The sequence below is a fragment of the Clostridium lamae genome, from assembly GCF_033043255.1.
GTDB lineage: Bacteria > Bacillota > Clostridia > Clostridiales > Clostridiaceae > Clostridium > Clostridium lamae.
The window spans coordinates 78,623-104,321 of sequence record NZ_JASCQJ010000002.1 but is presented as its reverse complement, the minus strand read 5'-3'; the positions used below and the strand labels follow the sequence as shown (position 1 = coordinate 104,321).

Annotated in this window: 22 protein-coding genes; 19 read left to right on the top strand and 3 right to left on the bottom strand. The window is 28.2% G+C overall.

What is annotated here, in order from left to right; all coding sequences use genetic code 11:
• Positions 1-888 carry a LysR family transcriptional regulator gene (locus tag QK892_RS01575; RefSeq protein WP_317271765.1) on the bottom strand — a complete coding sequence of 296 codons (888 nt, stop codon included), beginning with the start codon at positions 886-888 and terminating at the stop codon, positions 1-3.
• Between the two features lie 130 nt (positions 889-1,018).
• Here QK892_RS01575 and QK892_RS01570 point away from each other — a divergent pair, with 130 nt between their 5' ends.
• A complete protein-coding gene (locus QK892_RS01570) occupies positions 1,019-2,125 on the top strand; it encodes an ABC transporter substrate-binding protein (RefSeq protein WP_317271764.1) in 1,107 nt (368 codons plus the stop codon).
• Here the strand turns inward: QK892_RS01570 and QK892_RS01565 are convergent.
• Positions 2,122-3,243: a glycosyltransferase family 4 protein gene (locus QK892_RS01565; RefSeq protein WP_317271763.1), complete on the bottom strand. Its 1,122-nt coding sequence runs from the start codon at positions 3,241-3,243 to the stop codon at positions 2,122-2,124. The genes QK892_RS01570 and QK892_RS01565 overlap by 4 nt on opposite strands.
• 124 nt (positions 3,244-3,367) lie before the next feature.
• Between QK892_RS01565 and QK892_RS01560 the strand changes: the two genes are divergently transcribed.
• The 3 genes from QK892_RS01560 (at position 3,368) to QK892_RS01550 (ending at position 6,187) form a co-directional block, all read left to right on the top strand.
• Positions 3,368-4,363 (top strand): CotS family spore coat protein, encoded by a 996-nt coding sequence (locus QK892_RS01560; protein WP_317271762.1) that lies wholly within the window; start codon positions 3,368-3,370, stop codon positions 4,361-4,363.
• A 62-nt stretch (positions 4,364-4,425) separates the two neighbouring features.
• A complete protein-coding gene (locus QK892_RS01555) occupies positions 4,426-5,127 on the top strand; it encodes a hypothetical protein (protein ID WP_317271761.1) in 702 nt (233 codons plus the stop codon).
• 13 nt (positions 5,128-5,140) lie between these two features.
• Positions 5,141-6,187 (top strand): CotS family spore coat protein, encoded by a 1,047-nt coding sequence (locus tag QK892_RS01550; RefSeq protein WP_317271760.1) that lies wholly within the window; start codon positions 5,141-5,143, stop codon positions 6,185-6,187.
• Positions 6,188-6,238: 51 nt separating this feature from the next.
• Here QK892_RS01550 and QK892_RS01545 read toward each other — a convergent pair whose 3' ends face one another.
• A complete protein-coding gene (locus QK892_RS01545) occupies positions 6,239-7,357 on the bottom strand; it encodes a glycosyltransferase family 4 protein (RefSeq protein WP_317271759.1) in 1,119 nt (372 codons plus the stop codon).
• A gap of 105 nt (positions 7,358-7,462) precedes the next feature.
• On the opposite strand from QK892_RS01545, the gene QK892_RS01540 reads away from it, so the two are divergent.
• The 15 genes from QK892_RS01540 to QK892_RS01470 all read left to right on the top strand — a co-directional run bounded on the left by QK892_RS01540 (position 7,463) and on the right by QK892_RS01470 (position 25,253).
• The gene (locus tag QK892_RS01540) at positions 7,463-8,464 is read left to right on the top strand and encodes a CotS family spore coat protein (protein WP_317271758.1); all 1,002 of its coding nucleotides are present in this window, start codon (positions 7,463-7,465) and stop codon (positions 8,462-8,464) included.
• 240 nt (positions 8,465-8,704) lie between these two features.
• Positions 8,705-9,595, top strand: a complete 891-nt coding sequence (gene yabG / locus QK892_RS01535; RefSeq protein WP_317271757.1) for a sporulation peptidase YabG — start codon at positions 8,705-8,707, stop codon at positions 9,593-9,595.
• A 187-nt stretch (positions 9,596-9,782) separates the two neighbouring features.
• Entirely contained in the window at positions 9,783-10,019 is a 237-nt protein-coding gene (locus QK892_RS01530; protein WP_317271756.1) for a Veg family protein, read from the top strand.
• Positions 10,020-10,407: 388 nt separating this feature from the next.
• Positions 10,408-11,991 carry a DUF3794 and LysM peptidoglycan-binding domain-containing protein gene (locus QK892_RS01525; RefSeq protein WP_317271755.1) on the top strand — a complete coding sequence of 528 codons (1,584 nt, stop codon included), beginning with the start codon at positions 10,408-10,410 and terminating at the stop codon, positions 11,989-11,991.
• Between the two features lie 171 nt (positions 11,992-12,162).
• The gene (locus tag QK892_RS01520; protein ID WP_317271754.1) at positions 12,163-12,993 is read left to right on the top strand and encodes a cyanophycinase; all 831 of its coding nucleotides are present in this window, start codon (positions 12,163-12,165) and stop codon (positions 12,991-12,993) included.
• Positions 12,980-15,604, top strand: coding sequence for a cyanophycin synthetase (cphA, locus tag QK892_RS01515; RefSeq protein WP_317271753.1), 2,625 nt, complete (start codon positions 12,980-12,982; stop codon positions 15,602-15,604). The genes QK892_RS01520 and cphA overlap by 14 nt, the downstream gene beginning before the upstream one ends.
• A gap of 112 nt (positions 15,605-15,716) precedes the next feature.
• Positions 15,717-16,559 (top strand): 4-(cytidine 5'-diphospho)-2-C-methyl-D-erythritol kinase, encoded by an 843-nt coding sequence (gene ispE, locus QK892_RS01510; RefSeq protein ID WP_317271752.1) that lies wholly within the window; start codon positions 15,717-15,719, stop codon positions 16,557-16,559.
• A 57-nt stretch (positions 16,560-16,616) separates the two neighbouring features.
• Entirely contained in the window at positions 16,617-17,279 is a 663-nt protein-coding gene (spoIIR, locus tag QK892_RS01505; RefSeq protein WP_317271751.1) for a stage II sporulation protein R, read from the top strand.
• A 162-nt stretch (positions 17,280-17,441) separates the two neighbouring features.
• Positions 17,442-17,834, top strand: a complete 393-nt coding sequence (locus tag QK892_RS01500; protein WP_394854995.1) for a DUF1934 domain-containing protein — start codon at positions 17,442-17,444, stop codon at positions 17,832-17,834.
• Positions 17,835-17,968: 134 nt separating this feature from the next.
• A complete protein-coding gene (locus QK892_RS01495; protein ID WP_317271749.1) occupies positions 17,969-18,271 on the top strand; it encodes a hypothetical protein in 303 nt (100 codons plus the stop codon).
• Between the two features lie 173 nt (positions 18,272-18,444).
• On the top strand, positions 18,445-20,046 hold the full coding sequence (locus QK892_RS01490; protein WP_317271748.1) for a CTP synthase: 1,602 nt from the start codon (positions 18,445-18,447) through the stop codon (positions 20,044-20,046).
• A 153-nt stretch (positions 20,047-20,199) separates the two neighbouring features.
• On the top strand, positions 20,200-21,948 hold the full coding sequence (locus QK892_RS01485; protein WP_317271747.1) for a sensor histidine kinase: 1,749 nt from the start codon (positions 20,200-20,202) through the stop codon (positions 21,946-21,948).
• A 13-nt stretch (positions 21,949-21,961) separates the two neighbouring features.
• Positions 21,962-22,705, top strand: a complete 744-nt coding sequence (locus QK892_RS01480) for a response regulator transcription factor (protein WP_317271746.1) — start codon at positions 21,962-21,964, stop codon at positions 22,703-22,705.
• Positions 22,706-22,854: 149 nt separating this feature from the next.
• Complete coding sequence (locus tag QK892_RS01475; protein WP_317271745.1) at positions 22,855-23,934, top strand: BMP family lipoprotein; 1,080 nt, start codon at positions 22,855-22,857, stop codon at positions 23,932-23,934.
• Positions 23,935-23,948: 14 nt separating this feature from the next.
• Positions 23,949-25,253 carry a pyrimidine-nucleoside phosphorylase gene (locus QK892_RS01470; protein WP_317271744.1) on the top strand — a complete coding sequence of 435 codons (1,305 nt, stop codon included), beginning with the start codon at positions 23,949-23,951 and terminating at the stop codon, positions 25,251-25,253.
• The last annotated feature ends 446 nt before the right edge of the window (positions 25,254-25,699 follow it).

The following is a 25,699-nucleotide window of genomic DNA, read 5'->3' as shown; positions in this document are numbered from 1 at the left end:
TTAAATTAAGTAACTCTTTAGTATGTTTTTTAAGGATTTAACAAATTCGGAATTAGTTTTATAAAATGAATCTAAATAGCTTATATATACAGGCAGATTAAGAGATAAATTATCAATTTTAATTATTTTGATATTAGGCAGTGAATGATAATTTTTGTATATGCTTGAAGGTATAAATGTAGCGGCTTTACTAGAAGAAACACCTTTCAAAGCAGAAAAATAGGAGCTAGTACTATATAATATGTTTGAATTATCAAAAAGCATATCATCGCAATTTAATTCATTACATAGTAATTTTTTTAAACAACTTTTATCTGAAGCAAATATTAATGGTATATCAAATATTTGCTCCTTTGTTATTGAGTTCATTGGGAAATTTTTGTCCGCAACTAGAATTATTTCATCAGTACCTATTAATTTTGTTGTAAAACCATGAATATTTTCACGTTTACTATAGCATATTAAAATATCACATAAGTTATCAAATAGATTTGATTTTGAGCAACAATCTATAGTGCCAAGATTTATTGTATAAGAAGAAAAATGTTTTTTTAATCTAGAAATTGCCATAGGTAAAATAGTCAATCCTAATGATTCTACAGATTGAATAGATACAAACTTTTTCTTGTTTACTGAATTTAATAGTTCTTCTTGCATTTTATCATAAGCATTTAAAATTGTTTCAGTGTACTTATATAAAATTTCCCCTTCAGAAGTTAATGATACCCCTTTATTAGTTCTATTAAATAATTGTACATTAAGTTTATTCTCTAGCTTAGCTATTTGTTGGCTAAGTGCAGATTGTGAAATATGTGAATTTTTTGCAACAGTTGAAATGCTTTTCAAACTAGCAACTTGAAAAAAATAATTTAAGCTATCAATATGCATAATAATCTCCTATCTGATGATTTGAATATTAAATTATTATATTATAATAATATATAAAAATCAAAGCTTTATTATTATATAAATAATAATAAAATAGTGTATAATTTATTTGTAGCTAGGATGTGAGAGTGTGAGAATTAGAAAAAAATTAGTATTAATAGTATTATCAGTTTTTTTTATTATTTTTAGTATAAATTTATTCTTTAATAAATCTAATAGAGAAGAGTTAAAGGGAGAGATTGTAATTTGGACAAACGATTTATATTATACTTATTTTTTGGAAATTGCTAATGAATTTATACAAAGTAATAAAAAAGTTGATATAGAAGTTGTAAGTATAGGAAAAGACGATTATTTAAATAGAATTATGAATACAAATGAAAAAAGTTTGCCTAACATAGTACAACTAGATTTTATGGAAATAGATATGATAAAAGATAAAATTGATTTTATAGAGGAGAATAAATATATAATCGATACATATAATAAAAATTTTAATGATAGCAGACTTCAACAAGTTGAAATTAATGAAAATTATTATGGAGTTCCATTTGAATCTAAGCCAATAGCATTATATGTGAGAAGTGATATATTAAGTAACTATGGCTTTGAAGTATCACAATTAAATACATGGAATGATTTATTAAGAGTAGGTAGTGAAATAAAGTCTAAAACTGCTGGGGAAATTAATTTATTTTCAGTAGCTGACAAGAATAATATTGAATTATTAGTTACAGCCCAATTAGTAGATAATAAAGATACTAAATACACAAAAGTGAGTATTTTAGAAGAGATTAGTAAGATATATAATAATGAATTTGTAACTGAAGATAGCAATTATTTATTTCGAATAGCATCAATAGATTTTTATAAAGATATTACTGAAGGGAATATTGCTGGTATATGGGGATGTAAAAATCCACCAAGTTATAGTGTTGGAGAAAATAAGTTCTATGACTTAGGTGGAAAAAGTTTAGTAGCATTAAATGTAGATAAAAATAGAGAAGCTATAAAAGCATTTATAGCATTTGCATCTACTAATAAAGAATTGTTATCGGAAGAGCTTTTAGATAATAAATTTTTCCCTAGCTCATTATATTCCTTAAATATTAAACAAAAGGAAAGTGAGATAGTCAATATAGAGGGAAGTAGCCCCTTCTTAATATTGTCTAATATAGTTGAAAGGGCCCCAATTATAAAAGATTATGATAGATTAAAAGAAATGCTTTATAATTAGATATTATTAAATATTTTATAAGCCTCTAAAGTTTTCATGGCAGTATTTCTCCATGAAAATTGGAGGCTTCTTTCATAGCCTTTTTTAGATAAATCATTTTTTAAGTCATCATCATTTAGCAAATTAACTAAAGCCTCTTCTAGCTCCACTCTATTTAAAGGATTGATAAGAATACATGAATCACCTGTAACTTCAGGAATAGAAGTTATATTAGAAGTTATTACAGGTGTTTTGCAGCACATAGATTCTAATGGTGGCAATCCAAAACCTTCATAAAGAGAAGGATATACAAAGGCAGCAGCACCATTATACAAGGTAGGCAATAATTCATCTTCTATAAATCCTGTAAAAATAATATTATCTGAAGAACTCAATGTTTTAGAAAGATCTAGTAGTTTTTTCCCTTCATCTTTTAAGGACCCTGCTAATAATAAGACATGAGGTTCTTTTAAATCTTTGTAAATTTTATCAAAAGATAGAATTAGATCTTTAGCGTTTTTCCTTGGGCTAAATCCACCTATGTATAAAATATAAGGTTTCGAAAAATTAAACTTTTCTTGCATATGCTTTCTACAGAGCTCTTTATTTAATGGCTTGAAGTTAGAATTTGCCGCTAAAGGAGTGACATATATCTTATCTTCAGGAATATGATTAAAAAATTTTAATATATCCTTCTTAGAATATTCAGAAACAGTCAAAATTCCTTTTGATTTATCAATTATTGTTGGCATATTCTTAAGAAATCTTTCGAGATATCTTCTACCAGTTGTTTCAGGTAATATATAAGGAATTAAATCATGAATTGTTACAATACAATTAGTATCGTAGTTATCGCAAAGTCCAATTCCGTTTTGAGGGATATGATGAAGATCTATTTTATTATTTTTTATAAATGTTGGAAAATAATAATTTTCATAAAAACTACCATGTTTACTAGAGGTAAACACTATCTTACAATTATTCTTTTTATATTTTTCGTAGTTCTTACCTGTCCAGAAAAGTGAAAATTCATTTTCGTTATCAATACTAAGCATTTCTTTAATTAAATTTTCAGTATAAGTACCTATACCTGTTCCGTTATATAAGTTGATTCCTCTAGCATCTATGGAAATGTTCATAGTGATCCTCCTAAATTACTCTTTTATATTATAGATATTAATAATTATTTAATTCTATGATTATAAACACAATAAAATAAGTGAGTTCATATAATAACATAGAATTAATCTTAAGGAGAAGCCTATGGAAATTTCATATATAAAGAATGAAATTGAGGATAAGTATTTATTGAGAGTAGAAACTATAGAGAAAGTTAAGAATAGCTATAAGATAAAAACAAATGATGGGGATTATGGTATTAAGGTAATTAAATATCAGCATCCTCATTTTTATTTTATATTTTCAGCTATTGATCATTTAAGAAGAAGAGGCTTTAAAAAGATGCCAGAAATAATTATGACTAAAGATAATTTAGGATATATAAGTCTCGGGAATAAATTTGCATATTTAAATAAATGGATAGAATCTAAGAGCTGTAACTATAAAAACTCAATGGAGTTGAAGTTAGCATCAGAAACATTAGGTGAACTTCATAACTTTAGTGAAGGTTTTACATTAAGTAATAACATGAGACCAAGAATTGCTTGGTTTTCATGGATAAATGTTTTTGAAACAAGATGTGAAGAAATATTGGATTTTAAAAGGAGAATTTATCAGAAAGCTTATAAGTCACAGTTTGATGATATTTATTTAGGAGCTATAGAAGAGGAATTAGATAGAGGTAAAAGAGCTATAGATGAGATTAAAAATAGTAAATATATAGAATTAATGAATAAAGAGATTCTTAAAAGAGGCTTTTGTCATCATGATTATGCACATCATAATGTTTTAATGAATAAGAATAATGAAGTAAATATAATCGATTTTGATTATTGCATCTTAGATACTCATATTCATGATTTAGCTTCATTATTAATTAGGGTAATGAAAGATGGGGGATGGAGTAATGAGGTGGCTAATCTAATATTGGACTCTTATGCGAATACTCATAGTTTATTTAATGATGAAGTAAAGCTTATGAAGGGATTTATTAGATTTCCTCAAGGATTTTGGCAAATAGGACTTCAATATTATTGGGAACAACAGCCTTGGGGAGAGGAGTTTCTTATAAATAAATTAACAAAATATTTAGGGGATAGAGAAAAAAGAGAAGAGTTTTTAGAAAGCTTTATTTATTAGGGAGTGAGAGAATGCAGAAATCTGAATTAAACTCCTATTTAGAGAATAGGGGGATATATGTTTTGAATAGAAAAATTTCTAAAGATAAAGATGAAGATAATAAAAATATATATAAACAAATAGATAATATAGTCTCTTTTCATAATAAGATAGGTCAATATAAAGAAAATTTATTTCCTAGAATCGGTGCATCTATTGGTAAGGAAGTGAATGCGTATTATTCACAGATAATATTAGTTAGTAAATATTTAGGGAAAATTGAGAACAAGACTTCTTTGAACTCTATAGACTTTTATCTAATTAATAGAGGAGAAGAGTTAATAGAGTTAGGTAAAAAATCAATAAATCAAATAAAGACAAATGGTTTTAAAGGGTTAATTAAAAGAAGCATGAGCAATTATGAAGTTTGTTTAACTAGAGTAGATGAAGGGAATTTGAAGGTCGAAGAGGATGGGAGCATAAAAGTGGGAACTATACGATACTTAACTTATAATCTTAAGGAACACGATATATATTCTTATATAAAAAAGATTAAAAGGCGAAATATTGAGCTAGATATGGATAAGATTATTGATTATTATATCAAGATTGCCGAACTTGAACCTTGTAGTAGGGAATATCTAAGAGCATTGACCTCATATCCTAATGAAGAACTAAGAATAATAGAAAAATATATTCTTGGTAAACTTCAGATAGAGGAAGGGGAATGGCTAAGGAATTTATATAAGGCTAGAAGTATAGATAGTAATGGAATAGTAATTTAAAGGTGGGGTAAATATGAATAAATTTAGATATGTAGATAACGATATTTTATGTAAATATGATTTGAGTGAAGAGTTTTTCAACAAACTATCTTTTGAAGTCGAGGATATAGTTCCTTTAAGAAAAGTTTTTGTATTATTAACAACTGAAGGGAAGAAAATTTTAAAGCTTACAGATTCATCAGACAAGAGAATAGATTTTATAAATAAAGCACTAAATTATGTATCTAAAAAATATGGTGATATCTTGAGTTACTATGAAGATCAGGAAGGAAGAGTGACACATAAATCTGGAGAAAACACTTATGTAATTCTGAATATGATAGAAGGAAGAGAAGCAACATTTACCAATCCTGTAGAAATAGAGATATGCTCAAAAGCTATAGCAAATATGCATTTGGCTTCTAGAGGGATATTTAATATTTTAGATGCTGATACAGTTAAGGGAAATTTAGGAGAATACTTGCCCTATCAGTTTAATCGAGCTAAGGAAGATCTTATTAATATTAAAGAATATATATTAAGATTTAGACATAAAGTAGAATTTGATGTTCTTGTATTAGATAATATCGATAAGCACATTAATGAAATACAAAAGTCTATAGATCTTATTGCAATGTGTAATTATAACAGCTTATTAGAAAATTTTAATAAGAGAGTGTTATGTCATAATGATTTAGCCCATCATAATTTTATTATAGATGGAGATGAAGTGAAAATTATAGATTTTGATTATTGCAAAATAGATGCAAGGGCTGTAGATATAGCTAATTTTGCAATGAAAGTTATAAAAAATACTTATTATGATATGGATACATTTAAGTTAATTTTAGAATCATATAATTCTATAGATATTTTAAGTAAGGATGAAATTAAATTAATCTATGGAATTTTAAGTTTTCCAAAAGATTTTACAACAATTACAAGAGATTATTATTACAAGCAAAAGAAGTGGGAGTATGAAGTTTTCTTAAATAGATTAAAGGAGAAGATTAATAATGAGATACACAGGGAGGAGTTCATAAAAAAATTTATCACTGAGTTAAGTCAATATTTTTATTAAATAATAAAGGGCATCGTTTTATATAATATCGATGCCCTTTATACTATAAATTTAAGATTTAATAATTTTTTCATAGGCTTGCACTGTAGATTCAGCCGTTATATTCCACGAATACTTAGAGCTTTGCATAAGGCCTTTTTTAATCATTTCTTTTCTTAATAAATCATCTTTCAATACAGTTTCTATGGAATTTTTTAATTCATCAATATTATAAGGATTAATTAATAAAGCAGATTCAGAACAGACTTCTGAAAGCGATGTTACATTAGAAGAAATTACGGGAGTTCCGCATGCCATAGCTTCTAAAGGCGGTAATCCAAATCCTTCATAAAAAGAAGGATAGGCTAGTAATTTTGAAGCGTTGTAAAAAATAGGCAATTTTTCTAGAGGAATAAAATCTGTAAAAATTACATCATTCTCAATATGAAGATCTATTGCTCTCTTTTTATAAATATTATATGAAATCCCTTTTTTACCTGTTATAACCAACTTAAGATTCTTCTTTACTCCTTTAGATAGAAGTGAAAAAGCTTCGATCAATCCAACTATATTTTTTCTAGGGCTAAAACCACCTACATAAAGTATAAAATCATCTTCAATATTATATTCATTTTTTATTATTTCTTTGCATTGACACTTATCTAAGGGCCTATATATATCCTCAGCAGCAAGATGTGTAACAAAGATTTTTTCTTCTGGGAAGTTAAATTCTTTTGCTATATCTTGCTTTGAAAATTCAGAAACTGTCAATATACCATCACAATCATTAATAATTTTAGGAAGTTCATTATTAAAAATATACAAATAGCGTTCACTAACTGTTTCTGGCATTCTCAATGGGATTATATCATGCAATGTAATAGCTTTGTGACAATTAATATTAGTATATAGCCCAACTCCATTTTGAGGAACATGATAAAGGTCCAAAGTGTTATCATGTAAAATATTTGGTACTCTAACTTCATCCCAAAAGTTTGATGAAGCTGTGGCTCTAACTAGTTCAATATTAAAATTATCACTTAAATCTAGAGCTGAATTTTCAGGTAAATAAACTAAATAATCATTAGTATGATCAACTTTACTAATACTATTAATAAGTTGATAAGTATATGTTCCTATCCCAGTTCCTCTATACCATTTTGCAGCTCTACCGTCTACGCCTATCTTCATGATTTAATCCTTTCTCATTGTTTTTAATTTATTATATTAAACTTAGGAATAAAATGTTAATAAAAGAATAAATATAGTCATATAAATATAAAGGGGGTGAGGGTTATGATGAGAGAATTCGAAATAGAAAGACAGTTTGATATCAAGATTGAGACTTTAAAAGCCAATAAAGGAGTATATTATCTAAAGACTAATAAAGGTGAAAAGTGTTTAAAAAAAATAAATTATGGACCTCAAAAGTTATTATTTGTTTATGGAGCTAAAGAGCATCTAATTAAAAATGGATTTAATGCTGTTGATAAGTATTATTTGAACATAGATGAGGAACCATATGCCCTAGTAAATGAGGATCTTTATACTTTATCTGAGTGGATAGAGGGAAGAGAGTGTGATTTTCATAACATAGACGAAGTGAAATTGGCAGCTCGTACTTTAGCTATGCTACATGAGGCATCTAAGGGATATGATCCTCCTGAGAATTCCAAGTTGAAGAGTGATTTAGGTAGATGGACTCATCTTATGAATAAAAGAATTAAATCTTTAGATAAGATGAGAGATATGGTAAGAAAGAAAAATAATAAAAATAATTTTGATTTATTATATATAAAGTCAATGGAGTTTTATAAAGAAATTGGTAGAAAAGCTCTAAAGACTTTAGAAGAATCAGAATATATTAAGTTATGTGAGATAGCTGAAAATGAGAAGAGTTTTTGCCATCATGATTTTACTTATCACAATATAATATTGGACGCAAATAATAACTGTAATGTTATAGACTTTGATTACTGTAAGAGAGAAGTTAGAACTTTTGATATATCAAACTTTATGATAAAGGTATTAAAAAGAGTTGATTGGGATACTAACTTTGCAAAAGCTATTATAGAGTCTTATAATGAAGTTTCACCTTTATTAGAAAGTGAATATAAAGTCTTATATGCCTATTTACAGTTTCCTCAAAGATATTGGAGGCTTGCCAATAGATATTATTATAATGAGGTTAATTGGGGGCAAAACACTTTTGGTAGTAAGCTAGAGTCGATAATTAACGAGCAAGAGTCTATGCTAAAGTTCTTAAATGAATTCCAAAATGAATATAACTTAAAATAGAAAAGTGCCAAGTGCACTTTTTTACTATTTATGAACGTATAAAAAGATAAAAAATAATTTTCATAATTCTGAATGGAATGAGGAATTATTACCTTTAGTATAGAGTGAGATAAATACTATATGAGCGCCACTTGGAGCGGAGTGACGGAGCAACGAATATAATATTTATCTCACCTTTTTTATGTACAAATAGATTAGATTCGACATAGGATAATATAAAGCAATAACTAAGAGGTAAAAATGAAAGTAGGAGATTTAGTAGTTAGGAAGTCATATGACAGGGATATAACTTTTAAGATTATAGATATTAAGGAGGATGACGAAGGGAACACAGTATATATTTTAAAGGGAATTAGCATAAGAATAATAGCAGATTCAAGAAGTGATGATTTGGAGAATGTAGATGATGAATATGAAGGATCAAAAGAAAAAATTCTAAATAGAAGGGTGGAAGAAGCATTAAAGAAAGCTGTATCTATGAGAGGGGACAGTGAAGCTACAAAGGCTTTAAATAATCTATACAGAGGGAATAAATCTTTAAAAAATCAACAAAATAAAGAATTGATATTTGGAAGACCAGGAAAAATACTTCATATAGATGGTGATAGTGAGTATCTAGAGACATGTCTTAAAGTATATAAGCAATTATCTCTAGATGCTGTAGGGCGTGCTGTTGCAGAAAAGAAACAACCTGAGGTCATAGTGGATTTAGTTAAGGAAATTAAACCTGATATAGTAGTCTTGACAGGACATGATAGTGTTCTTCGAACACCAGATGATTATCTTAATCTAGAAAATTATAGAAACTCAAAATATTATATAGATGCTGTTAAAGCTTTGAGAAATTATAATTCTAGCTATGATGAACTGGTGATATTTGCAGGGGCTTGCCAGAGCTGTTATGAGTGTATGCTGGATGCTGGTGCTAATTTTGCTAGCTCTCCTAACAGGGTTTTGATACACTGTTTAGATCCTGTTTTAGTATGCGAAAAAATAGCTTATACAAGAATTGATAAGATAGTATCGATAACAGATGTTATAGATAATACTATAACTGGTATCAAAGGTATAGGAGGATTACAGACTAGAGGAAAGTATAGGGAAGGATATCCTAGATCGCCATATATTTAAATATAAAGAAAGTAAAAAAAATTGTATAAAAAAATAGAAATTAGGAATAATAATAAATGTATAAAACGGCAATAAAAAAGGTAAAAGTTTACATTGACAATTACTATAGAAGATGGTAAAATTATAATTTTTATTTGACAATAAGTGGGTTTGGGTGTATAATATAATCAAGAAAGAAGGTGTTTATGTGGAAAATGTAAAGACTATCGCCGCTATAAAGAGAAATATAGAAAATCATATAGGAGAAAAAGTAACTTTAAAGGCAAACGGTGGAAGAAAAAAGATCCTAATAAACAACGGTGTAATAGAAAGTGCACATCCAAGCATTTTTGTAGTAAGATTAGATAATGATATTCCAAGGACAGTAACATACAGCTATTCAGATGTATTAACTAAGACAGTTCAATTATATTTTGCTTTATAGAAAATAGAGCTCAACAGTAAGGGCTCTATTCTTTTTTTTGCATTTTTTTATAAAAAAAAAGAAAGATGGTGGGTTTCCATCTTTCAACTATGGTATAAAAGGGTATTGAGAATTTATGAGAGGTTATATGGTCAATAACCATATTCATAATACGACAGATTTTTATATATGTCAACATATTATTTAAAAAAACATAAAAAATTTTTAAAAAAAATTATCATAACTAGATAATTCGACAATAAATTAGTTAAATGAACCTTTATTGTAAATAAGATACATGTGGATGTAGAAATTTGCAAAACTTATTTTTGAAACATTGATATAAATCCTGAATAAATATATATAGTTAGAAATATATTTATTATAGGAATTATATGGGAGGGATAATATGTCACAGATAGATGTAATAAGAGAAAGTGTCCGCTATGAACAATTATTAAGAGAAGGTTCAACTAATCAACCTATAAAAGGAGAACATTTATTAAGAGATTCACAATATCCTGATATGAAAGAAGTATTAGGAATAGACGTAAAGGCTACTATAACAAATAAGGAGATAGTAGGCGATAAAGTAATGGTGGAAGGAAACTTAGATTATATAGTTTTTTATGTATCTAAAGATGAGGCTATCTTAGATTCACCAGATAATAAAATACATGCAGTTGTCTTTAATGATAAGTTCTCAAATCATCTAGATCTTAATAGCGATGAACATAATATAGTATGTAATGTTGAGTGTGATATAGAACATATTGAAGCAGAATGGATGAATGAAAGAAAAGTTCGAATTAGCGGATTGTTAACTTTAAACTGGGAAATTTATAAAAATGGAGAGTTTGAATACGTAAAGGATATTGAAGGAAAAGATGACATACAAATGAAAAAGAAAGAAGAAGTATTGAATGATGTTAAGGGAGACAAAGATATAGACTTTATGGGTAAATCTATGCTTAAAGTAAGTACGGATAAACCTGAAATAGACGAAATTTTAAAATGCAATATGAATCTTCATAAAAAAGAAGTAAAAGTTGTAGAAGGAAAAGCTTATATTGGATGCTATTGTAAGGTAGCAATTCTTTATAAAGGCAAAGATAATAAAGAACTTGAGTCATTAGAAGATGATGTGTACTTGTCTAAGGAAGAAGAATTACCAGGAATAAGCGGGGATATGATTAGTGTCATAGATTTAAATGTAGCTGATGAACAGCATTCAGTTAATCTAGACGATGTTGGAGAGAATAGAATAGTTAATGTGGAATTTCTACTTAAAGGAAATATCAAGGTATATTCTAATGAAAAAGTAGATATTTTAAAAGATGCGTACTCACCAACAATGAATATAGAATTAGTAAATGCTGATAAGGGATTTACGTTGATTCACTCTATATCAAATGCTGAAGTAACAGCTAAAGATATATTTGATATTGGTAATAGAGAAGAAAGAATAGGAGAAATAGTTGCAGTTTCTGGACATCCTATAGTAAAAGACAAGGTAGTTGAAGATGAAAGAGTGAAAGTAGAAGGTGCAGTTAAAATCCATATAATATATAAGTTAGCAGGTGAAGAATTGAAATATGGAATACTGAATGGAAATATTCCTTTCAATACAACAGCCGATGTTAAGGGATTAAGAAAAAATATGGATGTAATGGTTAAACCTTATTTAGAAAATATAGATACAAATATAGAAGGAAATGCAATTTCAGTAAGAGCAACTATAAGTCTTAGTTTGAAATCTTACTACAAAGTTAATAAAAATTATATTAAAGATGTCTTAGAGGGAGCAGAAGAAGCTAAAGAAAAGAAAGCATCTGTAACTATATATGTTGTAGGGGATGGAGAGAGTTTATGGGATTTAGCTAAGAAATACAATACAACTGTTGATGAATTACAAAAATTAAATGAATTAGATGGTGAAGAAAAAATTAAGCCAGGGTGTAAACTTATAATTCCTGGTAGAGCAGTATTTTAAAAAGAGTTAAATATATTTAAAAATAAAGGGGATTGGAAAATTTGAATGTTTTTCAATTACCCTTATTTTTTTATGTCGTTTATATTTGTTAGAAAATTTATCGATGTTTTCTAATGAATAATATTAACATCTCATGGATAAAATAAGAAATGCATGATAAGAGGTGAGAAAATGGCAGAAAAGATTAAGGGAGATTTGATTATTATAGGGGGAGCAGAAGATAAAGAAGGAGATAAAGAAATTCTTAAAAAAGTATGCAACTCTATAGATAAAGAAGAGGATATTATATTGATTGCAACAATAGCTACTGAATATCCGAAGGAAGCTTTAGAAAAGTATAGAAGGATATTTACAGGATTAGGAGTTAAAAATATTAAAGGATTAAATATTGAAGAAAGGGAAGATTCTTTAAATAAAAATAATATTGATCTTATTAAGGAAGCATCTCTTATATTTTTTACAGGTGGTGATCAGTTAAGAATAACCAGCTTAATTGGAGGTACTTTAATTTACGATGCCCTAAAAAGTGCAATTCAGGATGGGTGCATAATGGTTGGAACATCAGCAGGTGCATCAGTGATGAGTGATACTATGGTGGTGAAAGGTGAAGATGATGAATCTCCTAGAAAATGCACTTTGAAGATGGCACCTGGACTAGGGCTTATAGAAGGAGTTATGATAGATCAACACTTTGCCCAAAGAGGTAGGATAGGAAGGTTATTGACCGGAATTGCACAGAATCCTGAAGTGTTGGGGATTGGTATAGATGAAGATACTGCTTTGGTAGTTAGAGATAATGGAGATGCACAAGTAATTGGGAATGGAGCAGTATATTTTTTAGATGCTAGAAATATAACTTATAGCAATGTATCTGAACAGAATTATGATGAAGTATTAAGTATGTTTAATGTTAATTTACACGTATTAAAAGAAGGAGATAAATATAATCTTCTAAGTAAGAAGCCTTTTGAGGAGGATAAAAGTAAAAATGAAAGTAACTGAAACTAAGGTTTTTAAAGGAAAGAATATCTATTCACATAAGAAGTGTATTAGACTTGATGTTGATTTAGAGGGATATTCCGAAATACCGAGTAAATATATTGAAGATTTCAATTTTAATTTGGTTAATATGATTCCAGAATTGAGAAGTCATAGATGTGGCATTGATGAAGATGAAGGATTTGTAAAAAGACTTAATGAGGGAACTTATTTAGCGCATATATGTGAGCATATAATAATAGCGATACAAAACAAGATAGGTATAGATGTTGCTTACGGGAAGGCTAGAGAAGTTAAGAATGATCATTATTATATAATTTTTCAATATGTTTATGAGAATACAGCTATAGAAGCATCCAAACTAGCTATAGATATTGTAAATTCATTGATAAATAAAATACCGTTGAATTATGAAGATAGAATTGAGTTTTTAAAGGACGTGTTAAGAGAAGAACTTTTAGGACCGAGCACTAAATCTATTTGTGATTATGCTAGGGAAGTTGGACTTCCAGTAATTGACTTTGGTAATGGGAATTTCTATCAAATAGGATATGGTAAGCAAAGAAGAATAATTGAAAACTCTATAAGCGCTAATACGAAGTGTGTGTCAGTGGATATATCTTGTGATAAACTTCTTACAAAGGAATTGCTTAGAATTCATAATATTCCAACTGCAAAGGGATGTAAGGTTAAAAATATAATAAGTTTATTAAGAGAAGCAGAAGATATAGGATATCCTGTAGTTATAAAGCCTCAATATGGAAATAAAGGAAATGGTGTAATATTAAATATAAAAAATGAAAAAGAATTATTAAGTGCTTATAAAGATTTAAAAGATAAGTTTAAGGATTTGATAATAGAAAAATATCATAGAGGAAAAGATTATAGGGTTTGTATGGTTAATTATAAGGTTGCAGCAGTTTCACTTAGAATTCCGCCATTCATAATAGGAAATGGAATCGATACTATATTCGACCTTATTAGTGAACTAAATGATGATCCTTTACGTGGAGATGATCATGAAAAGCCTTTAACTAAAGTGAAGTTAGATGAAGAAGTGATTAAATGCATTTCAGAACAAGGAAAGGCTTTAATGGAAGTGTTAGATGAGGGAGAAAAAATTTATTTAAGAAAAAATGCTAACTTATCTACTGGAGGAGAAGCTATAGATTGTACTGATGATATTTGTAGAGAAAATATAAATCTATGTATGAGGGTTGCAAGAGTATTAAATTTAGATATCTGTGGGATAGATATCTGTGCAGAGGATATTTCTAAACCACTAAAAAATAACGGGGTAATAATTGAAGTAAATGCTGCTCCAGGTCTAAGGATGCATATAAATCCTAGTAAAGGCACACCAAGAAATATAGGAAAAGAAATTATAAATATGTTATATGAGAATAAGCCGCTTAACATACCGGTTGTTTCAATTACTGGAACTAATGGTAAGACAACAACCACAAGAGTGATTGCTCATACATTATCCAAAATGGGATATTGTGTTGGGATGACGAGTAGCAGTGGAATATTTGTAAATAATGAATGTATAGATGTAGGTGATGACACAGGCTTTGAAAGTGCCAGATCTATTCTTTTAAACCCAGATGTAGATGTTGCCGTATTAGAAACGGCAAGAGGGGGGATTATTAGAAGGGGATTAGCTTATGAAGTTGCCGATGTAGCAGTTATTACAAATATTAGAGAAGATCATCTAGGGATTGATGGTATTAAGTCAATGGAAGATCTTTGCTATGTAAAATCTTTAGTTGGCGAAGCAGTCAAAGAAACTGGATATGTAGTTATAAATGCTGATGATAAATGGAGCATGAAAATTTTAGATAGGATAAAGGCAAAAAAAGTGTTTTTCACTCTTGATTCCAAGAATGATATTTTAAAAAATAGAAATTCAATAGATATATATGTATATTTGGAAGATGAAAAAATTATAGTTTTAAACAATAATAAAAAGTTTACTATATGTAATTTAAAAGATGTTCCAATTACTTTAAATGGAAAATTAAAATTTAATATAGAGAATATTTTAGCAGCAACATCAGCTTTGGTAGCTATGGAAGTTGATTATTGTATGATAAGTAATGGAATAACTTCTTATCAATTAAACTCAAATGAGAATTCAGGAAGATTCAATTGTTATGATGTTAATGGAATTAATGTAGTCTTAGATTATGGACATAATGCAGACGGGTACAATGCCGTTTTATCTGCGCTTAAAGAAATTAGTAATGGAAAACTTTATGGTGTAGTAGGTATTCCTGGAGATAGATTAGATGAATCTGCTATAGATATTGGGCGTATATGTGCTAAGTTCTTAGATTATACTATAATTAAAGAGGATAAAGATTTAAGAGGAAGAAATTCGGGAGAAATAGCTAAATTAATAGAAGATGGATTAGTTAAAGAAAATAAAAATAAGAAATATGAAGTCATTTTAAGGGAAGAAGATGCGCTGATTAAAGCTATTAATACGGCTAAAGAAGGAGATACTATTGTAGTATTCTTTGAAGAGCTGAAACCTTTAGTAAAAATAATTGAAGAGTTTAAGATGTTTGATGAGGGAGATAAGGAATTTAGGAGTAAGGCATTAAATTAAAAGAATAGTCTTTAGGTTTACTATGTTATTAAAAAAATATATAATAAAAATAAACTTCGGAGTTATCTCTGAAGTTTATTTTAAAATATTCAGCGAAAGGAAATAAAAAAATATGAGGATTAAGGCTTATGCTAAGATTAATTTATCCTTAGATATAATAGGTAAAAGAGAAGATGGATATCATTTATTAGAGATGATAATGCAATCTATAGATTTATATGATGAATTAAACATAGAGAAACAAAATAAAGATATTACGATTAAATGTAACAAACCTTATGTTCCTACAGATGAAAGAAATTTAGCTTATAAAGCAGCTAAATTATTTATAGAAAAATATAATATAGATAGTGGAGTTAACATAAATATTAAGAAAAATATTCCGGTGTGTGCAGGATTGGCTGGAGGGAGCACGGATGGTGCCGCAGTATTAAAGATAATGAATAAACTTTTTGATGTAAATGCCAGTGATGAAGAGCTAATGGAACTTGGATTAAAATTAGGAGCTGATGTACCATACTGTATAAAAGGTGGTACGGCTTTGTGTAGAGGGATTGGGGAAGATGTAACACAATTAAGTAATTTCAAAGACAAAATTTTGGTGTTGGTAAAACCGCCTTTTGGAGTTTCTACTAAGAGTGTTTATCAAAGTTTTGACCTTTCAAAAGTAAAGAACCACCCAGATACGAAGATTTTGCTTGATGGTATCGAAGGAAATGATTTAAAAGTAGTCTCAAATAATATGAAAAATTTATTGGAGAATGTTACATTAAAAAAACATAAAGTGTTGATAAATATAAAAGAAGATATGAAAAACTTGGGAGCTGTTGGAGCTATGATGAGTGGAAGTGGCCCTACTGTTTTTGCTTTTTTTGATGATATGCTTAAAGCGCAAATATGCTTTGAAAAAATGAAGTTAAAATATAATGATGTGTATATTACAAGAACAATTTAAAATTTAAGTATAAACCTCCTAAAATTGTCAATAATTATAACAGTAGGGGGTTTTGATATGAAATACAAGATTTATATATTGTTATTATTTTTTAGTTTAAATTTAAGTGGCTGTACAAATCTAAAAATTGGACAAGACTCTGATTCTGTAAAAGAGTTAGTTTATGAAGATATAGTCAATGAAATAATAAGGTTTCATGTAATTGCAAATAGTAATTCAGATGAAGATCAATCACTGAAATTAAAAGTAAGAGATAGAGTTATTGAGTTTGTATCAAGTAGCTTAAAGAATAGTAAAAGTTTAGATGAATCACGACAATTCATAATAAATAATAAAAATGATATAGAAGCTATAGCTAAGTCTGTAATAAATGAAAATGGATACACCTATAATGTTAGTAGTGCTCTTTCTAAAGAAAATTTTCCTGATAAAGTTTATGGAGATGTAGTATTTCCACAAGGTGAGTATGAAGCTTACAGAATACTTATTGGAGACGCAGAAGGGGAGAATTGGTGGTGTGTAATGTTCCCTCCGCTTTGTTTTGTGGATGGCACAAAAGAGGTTGTAGACTCCAAAGAAGTAGTAAAAGCTTTGGATGATAAGAAAGAGGAAAGAAATCAAAATGCTGAAGTTCAAGAGAATAAAGATAAAAAGGAAAAGGTTAAAGAGGGTAAATTTAAGTTCAGATTCAAGTTATTTGAAATATTATTTAAAAAATAAAACTTGATTAATGTATTTATTATATTTAAACTATATTATGTGAAAAGTAGTAAGGGAATAATACAATAAATAAATATTGTATAATATTAAGAATGGAGGAAATATAGATAAAGTGAAAAACTTTATTTATAGACGTATATGAAAAAAAGAGCGGTTATATCTTTGAGAAGTTTTAATGATTTAGATACTGATGATGTAATAGAAGTAGTAACTCCTGGAGAGTTTTTAATAACTGAAGATGGATTTAAAGCGATATATGAGGAAACAGAACTATCTGGAATGAGCGGAACAATAACTACATTAACCATGTTAAATGATAAGTTAGTTCTTGAGCGAGAAGGAAATGTTAGCGCTAAAATGGATTTTAAGAAGGGGGAAACTTCTGTATCTTTATATAATACTCCTTATGGAGTTTTAGATTTGCAAATTCATACTGAAGATTTAAAGGTGGATATTAATGAAAATGGTGGGGAAATAACAGCGAAGTACTCAATGGAACTTGCTGGTCAGCCGCCGATAGTAACTAAACTTGCAGTAAATGTTAAAACTAATTAAAATAAAAAATCAAATTGTGTAAAATCTATTGAGAATAGTTTTTTACACTTTTTTATTTTATATTTTTTGAATAAATTTGAATAATGATGCTTTTAAATGGAAATAATATAGAAAAATAAAGGGGTGATTGTCTTTTGAATCATAATGACAAGCTTGATAAGGTTTCTATAGTTATTAATGTATTAGCAACGTATCTTGGAATAGAAATAAAAGAGATGAATGATAAACTAAAAAAGAAAGAAAATAAATATTTATTACTCTTATTATTAAGGGATTATAGATGTCTTCAAAAAGATAGAGTTAAAGAAATATTAAATATAATTAGTGATAAAAGTATTAAGTATAATATTGATAAAGCTGAGGAAAAGTTTCTGATTAATAAAGAGTTTAGAGAAATGTATTTTGAAATTCAAGAAGGGATAAATAAAATTATTTAAATGCATATAACAAAAAAAACACTAGATTTTTTTTTCGTTATATGATAATATATCACTTATTGTATTTAGGCATTATTAACCCATCATAAATAGTGAGGTAATTATGATTATAACAAAAGGGGAATTTAGTGTCAAGAAAATAAATAAAAATTTTATTTTTTTGGAGGAATATTATGAAGACTAAGTATGTATTTGTAACAGGAGGAGTTGTATCTTCTTTAGGAAAAGGGATAACAGCGGCATCTTTAGGTCGATTATTAAAAAATAGAGGTTTAAAAGTTTCTATACAAAAATTTGATCCATATTTAAATGTTGATCCAGGCACTATGAGTCCATATCAACACGGAGAGGTTTTTGTAACTGATGACGGAGCAGAAACAGATTTAGATTTAGGGCATTATGAAAGATTTATTGATGAGAATTTAAGTCAGAATAATAATGTTACTACAGGTAGAATTTATTGGTCTGTTATATCTAAAGAAAGAAGAGGAGAATACTTAGGAGGAACTGTTCAAGTTATTCCTCATATAACGAATGCAATTAAAGAAAGAGTATACAGAGTCTCAAAAGAAAAAGAAGTAGATGTAGTAATAACTGAAATTGGGGGAACTGTTGGAGATATAGAATCTCAACCGTTCTTAGAGGCTATAAGACAAATTAAATATGAAGTGGGTAGAGAGAATGTATGCTTTATTCATGTTACATTAGTACCTTATTTAGGAAAAGCAGGAGAGCTTAAAACTAAACCTACTCAACATTCAGTAAAAGAATTAAGAAGTATAGGGATTCAACCAGATATAATAGTTTGTAGATCTCAAAAAGAATTATCAGATGATTTAAAAGCTAAAATAGGATTATTTTGTAATTTAGAAGCTAAGTGTGTTATTCAAAATTTAGATGCAGAGCATTTATATGAAGTTCCACTTATGTTACATAAAGAAGGATTAGATAGACTGGTTTGTGAAAAGTTAGAACTTGGATGTAGAGATATAGATAATACTGAATGGATTGAGATGGTTAAAAAGGTTAAAAACTTAAAAGAAGCTGTCAAGATTGCATTGGTCGGTAAGTATGTTGAGCTTCATGATGCATATATTTCAATAGTAGAAGCCCTAAATCATGGGGGATTAGCCAATGATTCTAATGTGCAAATTAAATGGATCAATGCAGAAGATGTTACCTATGAAAATAGTAATGATTTATTATCAGATTGCCAAGGTATATTAGTTCCAGGTGGATTTGGAGATAGAGGAATAGAAGGTAAAATTGAAGCTATAAGATATGCGAGAGTAAATAAAGTACCTTTCCTTGGGATTTGTCTTGGAATGCAATGCTCAGTCATTGAATTTGCGAGAAATGTATTGGGATATGAAGGCGCTAATAGTGCTGAAATTGATGGAAATACAAAATATCCTGTTATTGATATAATGCCAGATCAAAAAGATATTGAAGATTTAGGTGGAACAATGAGATTAGGGCTATATCCTTGTAAATTAGACACAAGTAGTACAGCCTATGATGTTTATGAAGAAAACTTGATTTATGAAAGACATAGACATAGATATGAATTTAATAATGAGTATAGAAAAGCTATGACAGATGCTGGATTAAATATTACTGGAACTAGTCCAGATGGAAGATTAGTAGAGATAGTTGAGGTGAAAGATCATCCGTGGTATGTTTCTGCTCAATTCCATCCAGAGTTGAAGTCTAGACCAAATAGACCACATCCTTTATTTGTGGGACTGATAAATGCAGCGCTAAAGGAAAAGTAAAATTAAAGAGATGATGTATATTACAATATACATCATCTCTTATTATTTTATATAGCTATAATATTGTATAAATTATGTATAACTATATTAATAGACTAACCAAAATAACTTTAGTAAAATATCAATATAAGAATAGTAATAGAGGGTTTGATTATGAGGATAAAAAGTATAACAATAAAGCTGTGTCTGCTTTTAGCAGCTTTCATAGTAACTATATCAATAGTAATAGCAGCATGGTCGATTAAGGATACTAATAATATAGTGCAAGCTGAAATAGGAAAATTAAATAGTGAAATATTAGATGAGGTTGCAGATAATATATCTATTTTTCTTTTAAATATAGAAGAAATAGGAAGCAATATTGTAGAAGATAATAAAGTTAACAGTGCATTAGCTCTTTCTAACAAGGATATAATAAATAGAACTGAAGAATCAATTATCTTAGAGAAGTATGTTGAAGGACTATTAAATGAGCAAGTTTGGAAGTATGGTAAGTATATGAAACCAGACCTGTATATAGTTTCCGAAAACGATTTTAATTTCAGTACATATTCAAAAACTAAATATACTATGGACTCTATTAAAAATGAAACATGGTACAATGAAATAGTGGATGCTAAAGGAAAAACAGTCTTATTAAGCACATTTGAAGATAAAGAGGGTATTGGACCTTTTAAATCTATTTTTAGGATGGGAAGATCTATTAATAATTTAATTACAGGTGAAACTTTAGGTGTACTTATAATGGATATAAGTGAAAAAATGTTGTTTGATAGATATAGCAAAATTATTAAAGATGGAAGAAATATTTATATAATTGATTTAAAAGGAAATATAATTTCAAGTAAAGATAAAAGACTAATAGGCAAAAATTATTATAATGATATAGATGATGGTGAATATATAGATGAAAGTGAATGGTATTCAGTAGTAAGAAGAGAAGGGGCTACTTATATTAAGATGGAATCAACTTTAAATAAATATGGATGGTCTATAATTGAAGAAATTCCATCTAACATTATCAGGCAGCCAATAAAACAAATTACTGAGAAATTTGCACTAACATTACTATTAGTTATAATAGTTTCTTTTATAATAGTATATAAACTTTCTAGCTGGATTACTAAACCAGTAATTAATATGAAAAATATAATGAAGCAGGTTATGGATGGGAATCTTAAAGTAAAAGTTGAAGTTGATAGAGATGATGAAATAGGCAATTTAGAACAGTCTTTTAATAATATGATTAAGCAGTTAGATGACTCTATAGAAGAGATTAAAGAAAAAGAAAAACAAAAGCGTATTGCTGAATTGAGTTTCTTACAAGCGCAGATTAATCCACATTTTCTATATAATACTCTTAGTGGAGTTAGATTTTTAATATCAATGAATAAGAATGAAGAAGCGGAAGAGATGCTATTTAAGTTTACTAAACTTTTGAGGAATATATTGCCCAAGGCAAGTGAGCTTATTACTCTTAATGAAGAGATAGAAATAGTCATGGCATATATTGAACTACAAAAAATTAGGTATCCAAATTTATTTAAAGTAGAAATATGCATAGAAGAAGATATTAAAAATATAAAAGTTCCAGCGCTAATATTACAGCCTGTAGTTGAAAATGCAATATTTTATAGTATGGAGGATGAAGGTAAAAAGGGAGAAATTAGTATAAATGGATACAGTGATGAGGATAGAATAATTATTGAAATCAACGATAATGGAAAAGGAATGAGTAACAGGCAAATAAATGATGTATTTAGCAACAAAGAGGCTATTAATAAAGTAGGATTAATTAATGTTCATGAAAGAATACAATTGAATTATGGAAAATTCTATGGAATAGAGATTATAAGTGAAGAAGGAAAAGGGACAAGTGTTAGGTATATTTTACCTAAATAGAGGAGGATGAGAAATGAAAATTTTGGTCGTAGAGGATGAAGCTCCAATTAGGGAATGGATAAGTTATACTATAAAAAATGTTTCTGAAGATTTTCAATTGGTAGGAAGTGCTAAGAATGGGAGAGAAGCTTATGATTTATCATTAGAAGTAAAACCAGATGTAATCATAACAGATATCAAGATGCCTGTGATGGATGGATTAGAACTTTCGAAAAGAATTAAAGAAATTATGCCGGAAGTGTACATAATTATACTAACTAATTTTGCAGAATTTAGCTATGCAAAAGAAGCTATTGGCTTTGGAGCATATGAATACTTGGTGAAATCTGAAATTAGACCTAAGGAAATAAAAGAATTATTGTCTAAAATAGATGAGAAATTAAAGGGGAGAGATTCATTTATAGGGGATCATCAAATAAATAAAAAAGAAGATAAAAAAATATACTCAAAGACTATAGAAAAATCATTGAAATATATAGAAGATAATTATAAAAAGCATATTTCATTAATTGATGTAGCTAAACATATTTATTTATCTCATGAATATTTTTCAAGATTATTTAAAGAAGAGGTAGGAGAGAATTTTAGCACATACCTGACTGTTTATAGAATGAATAAAGCTAAAAAATTAATAAGAAGCACAGATATGAAAATATCACAAATTGCTATGGAAGTTGGATATACTAATCCAGGTTACTTCTCTAAAAATTATAAAAAGTATATGGGGGTTTCTCCAGAAGAGGATAGAATATACTAAATAAAAATAAGATGTCAAAATAATATATAAAAATCAATATTTTACTATTAAATAAGTAAATAATTCTATTTATTATCAATTTTATTTATATTAAGTAGTAAAATATTTATGTATAATGAAATAAATAGAGTTATTGCAAAGGAGAATTAATGAAAAGAAAAAGCTATAAAATAGTAATGGCTTCAGTAATTTTATTATTATTTTCTATAATATCTATAAACATTATTATTGGGAATAAGCATTTAAGTAATGAATCAATAAGACCTATTAAGATAGCTGTTGTTTTCACTGGAAGTGGATTAGGTGATAAATCTTTTAATGATTTGATTTATGATGGATTATTGAGAGCTCAAGAAGAGTTAAATATTGAATTTGACTATTCAGAGCCTATATCACCTGAACAATATAGACAAAGTATTTTAGAATTTACCAAAACTCGAGATTATCAATTAATTATTGCGATTGGTCCTGAGCAAGAAAATGATGTGAAAGCGGTTTCAATGGAATACCCTGATCAGAAGTTCACATTAATAGATTCTAAATTGGTAGGTGAAAATGTAAGTTCAATTTATACTAGATGGGAAGAGCAGGCTTTTTTAAATGGTGTTATTGCAGGATTATTAAGTAAAATGGAATATGAGAAAACAGGAAATATTAATAAAGCTGGAGTTGTTATTGGAATGGATGTCACACATCTTAAAGAAGGTGCTATTGGATTTGAAGCTGGATATAAATATATATTTCCAGAAGGAGAAGTTATAACTGCGACAGTAAATGATTTCAAAAATCCATTAAAGGCTAAGGAAATAGCTCTTTTAATGTATAGTAAAGGAGTTAAGTATATTCAACACTTAGCAGGAGCTTCTGGACTTGGTGTATTTGCAGCGGCAAAAGAAGCTGAGGGATATGCTTTTGGTGTGGATGAAAATCAAAATTCATTTGATCCAAGTATTATAATAGCTACTTCAACTAGATATATTAATGAGATAGTATTTAATGAAATAAGATATGTTAAAGAAAATAGTTGGAATGCTGGAGTTCATTATTCAGGGTTAAAAGAAGGAATAATAGATATTACTAGAGAAGATTCTGAGGTTCCATTAGATCCTAGTATTATGAAGATTGTTAATGTTATAAAGTATAAAATTGTTAATGAAGAATTATATATACCAAAAACAAATACAGATCTTAATGACTGGATTAAGGATAATAAATATATTACAGATTAAATGGAGGATTAATTATGAGAGCTTTTGATATAATTGCCAAAAAAAGAGATTGTAAAGAATTGACTAAAGAAGAGATAGAATTTTTTATTGAAGGATATACTAAGGGCGAGGTTACTGACTATCAAGCATCAGCTCTTCTAATGGCTATATACATAAATGGATTAAATGATGTCGAAACTGTTAATCTTACAATGGCGATGATTAAGTCTGGAGATGTAGTTGACTTAAGTGAAATTAATGGCATTAAAGTAGACAAACATAGCACTGGAGGAGTAGGAGACAAAACTTCTCTTATATTAGTTCCTATGGTGGCAGCTGCTGGAGTAAAGGTTGCAAAATTATCTGGGAGAGGATTAGGTCATACTGGAGGGACATTAGATAAATTAGAATCAATACCAAATTTTGATATAAATGTAGATAAGAAAAACTTTATAAACTTTGTAAATAAATCTGGATTAGTAATAGCTGGACAAACTCAAAATATAGTTCCAGCAGATAAAAAATTATATGCGTTAAGAGATGTTACAGCTACTATAGACAGCATACCTTTAATAGCAGCAAGTATTATGAGTAAAAAAATTGCTTCAGGATCAGATGCTATATTATTAGATGTTAAATATGGGGATGGAGCATTTATGAAAACAAAGGAAGACGCTGAAAAGTTAGCAAATACAATGGTTGCTATAGGAAAAGGATTAAATAGAAATACTTCTGCTGCAATTACCTTAAATGGGGAACCTCTTGGGTATGCTATAGGAAATGCTCTAGAAATCCAGGAAGTTATTGAAGTATTAAGTAATAGAGGACCTAAGGATTTAAGAGAATTATGCTTAAGATTAGGAGCTCAAATGCTTAAACTTGGTGGAGTTGAACCTGATACTACAAAGGGAAGAGAAATACTAGAAGAAGTTCTTGAGAATGGTAAGGCACTTAATAAATTAAAAGAGTTAGTCATCAATCAAGGTGGAGAAGTGAAAGTAATAGAAGATAAAAGTTTGTTTACAATTGCAAATATAGTCCATGATGTTAAAGCGATAGAAGAGGGGTATGTATACGAACTGGATGCCGAAAAGGTTGGTATATCTTCATTAATAGCAGGAGCTGGAAGAGAGACTAAAGACGATGTTATTGATTATGGTGCAGGTATAATACTTAAGAAAAAAATGGGGGATTATGTTAATAAAGGAGACATAATTGCAACAATTTATACTAGTGATAAAAATAAAATAAAAGAGTCAGAAAAAATGCTTTTATCAGCATACATTATACAAGATAAGAAACCAGATATGGAGGATATAATATATAGAATTATAGAATAGTTATTCGTGTATTTCTATAGAAATTAATAGAATATTTTAAGTTATTTTAGATTCGGTTGGTATTTAAGAAGCGCATGATGTAGTAGAGTATTTAGAGAAGTGAACTAATACTCTGCTAAAAAAATAAAAGTTACTGGCGAGCTAAAAGGGATAAATCATACGAGAGAATTGGTGACTTTATTAGTTAATAGTAAGAACTCAAAGAAATGTAAACATTTAGAGAAATTTAGTGCTGTGTAATATATTGTAATAACTATAACAGATGAATTTAATACAATTAATAAAAATATTAATTTTGAGATTTTTAATAGTCTTTTAAGTATAATAAATTAATTGTTTTATATAATTTTGCAAAAATTTTAAAATTATATAATATTTTTTGAAAATTTTATCAAAAATTATTTTAAATAGAAATTTACTTTAGTATAATTAAATTGAGTGAATGT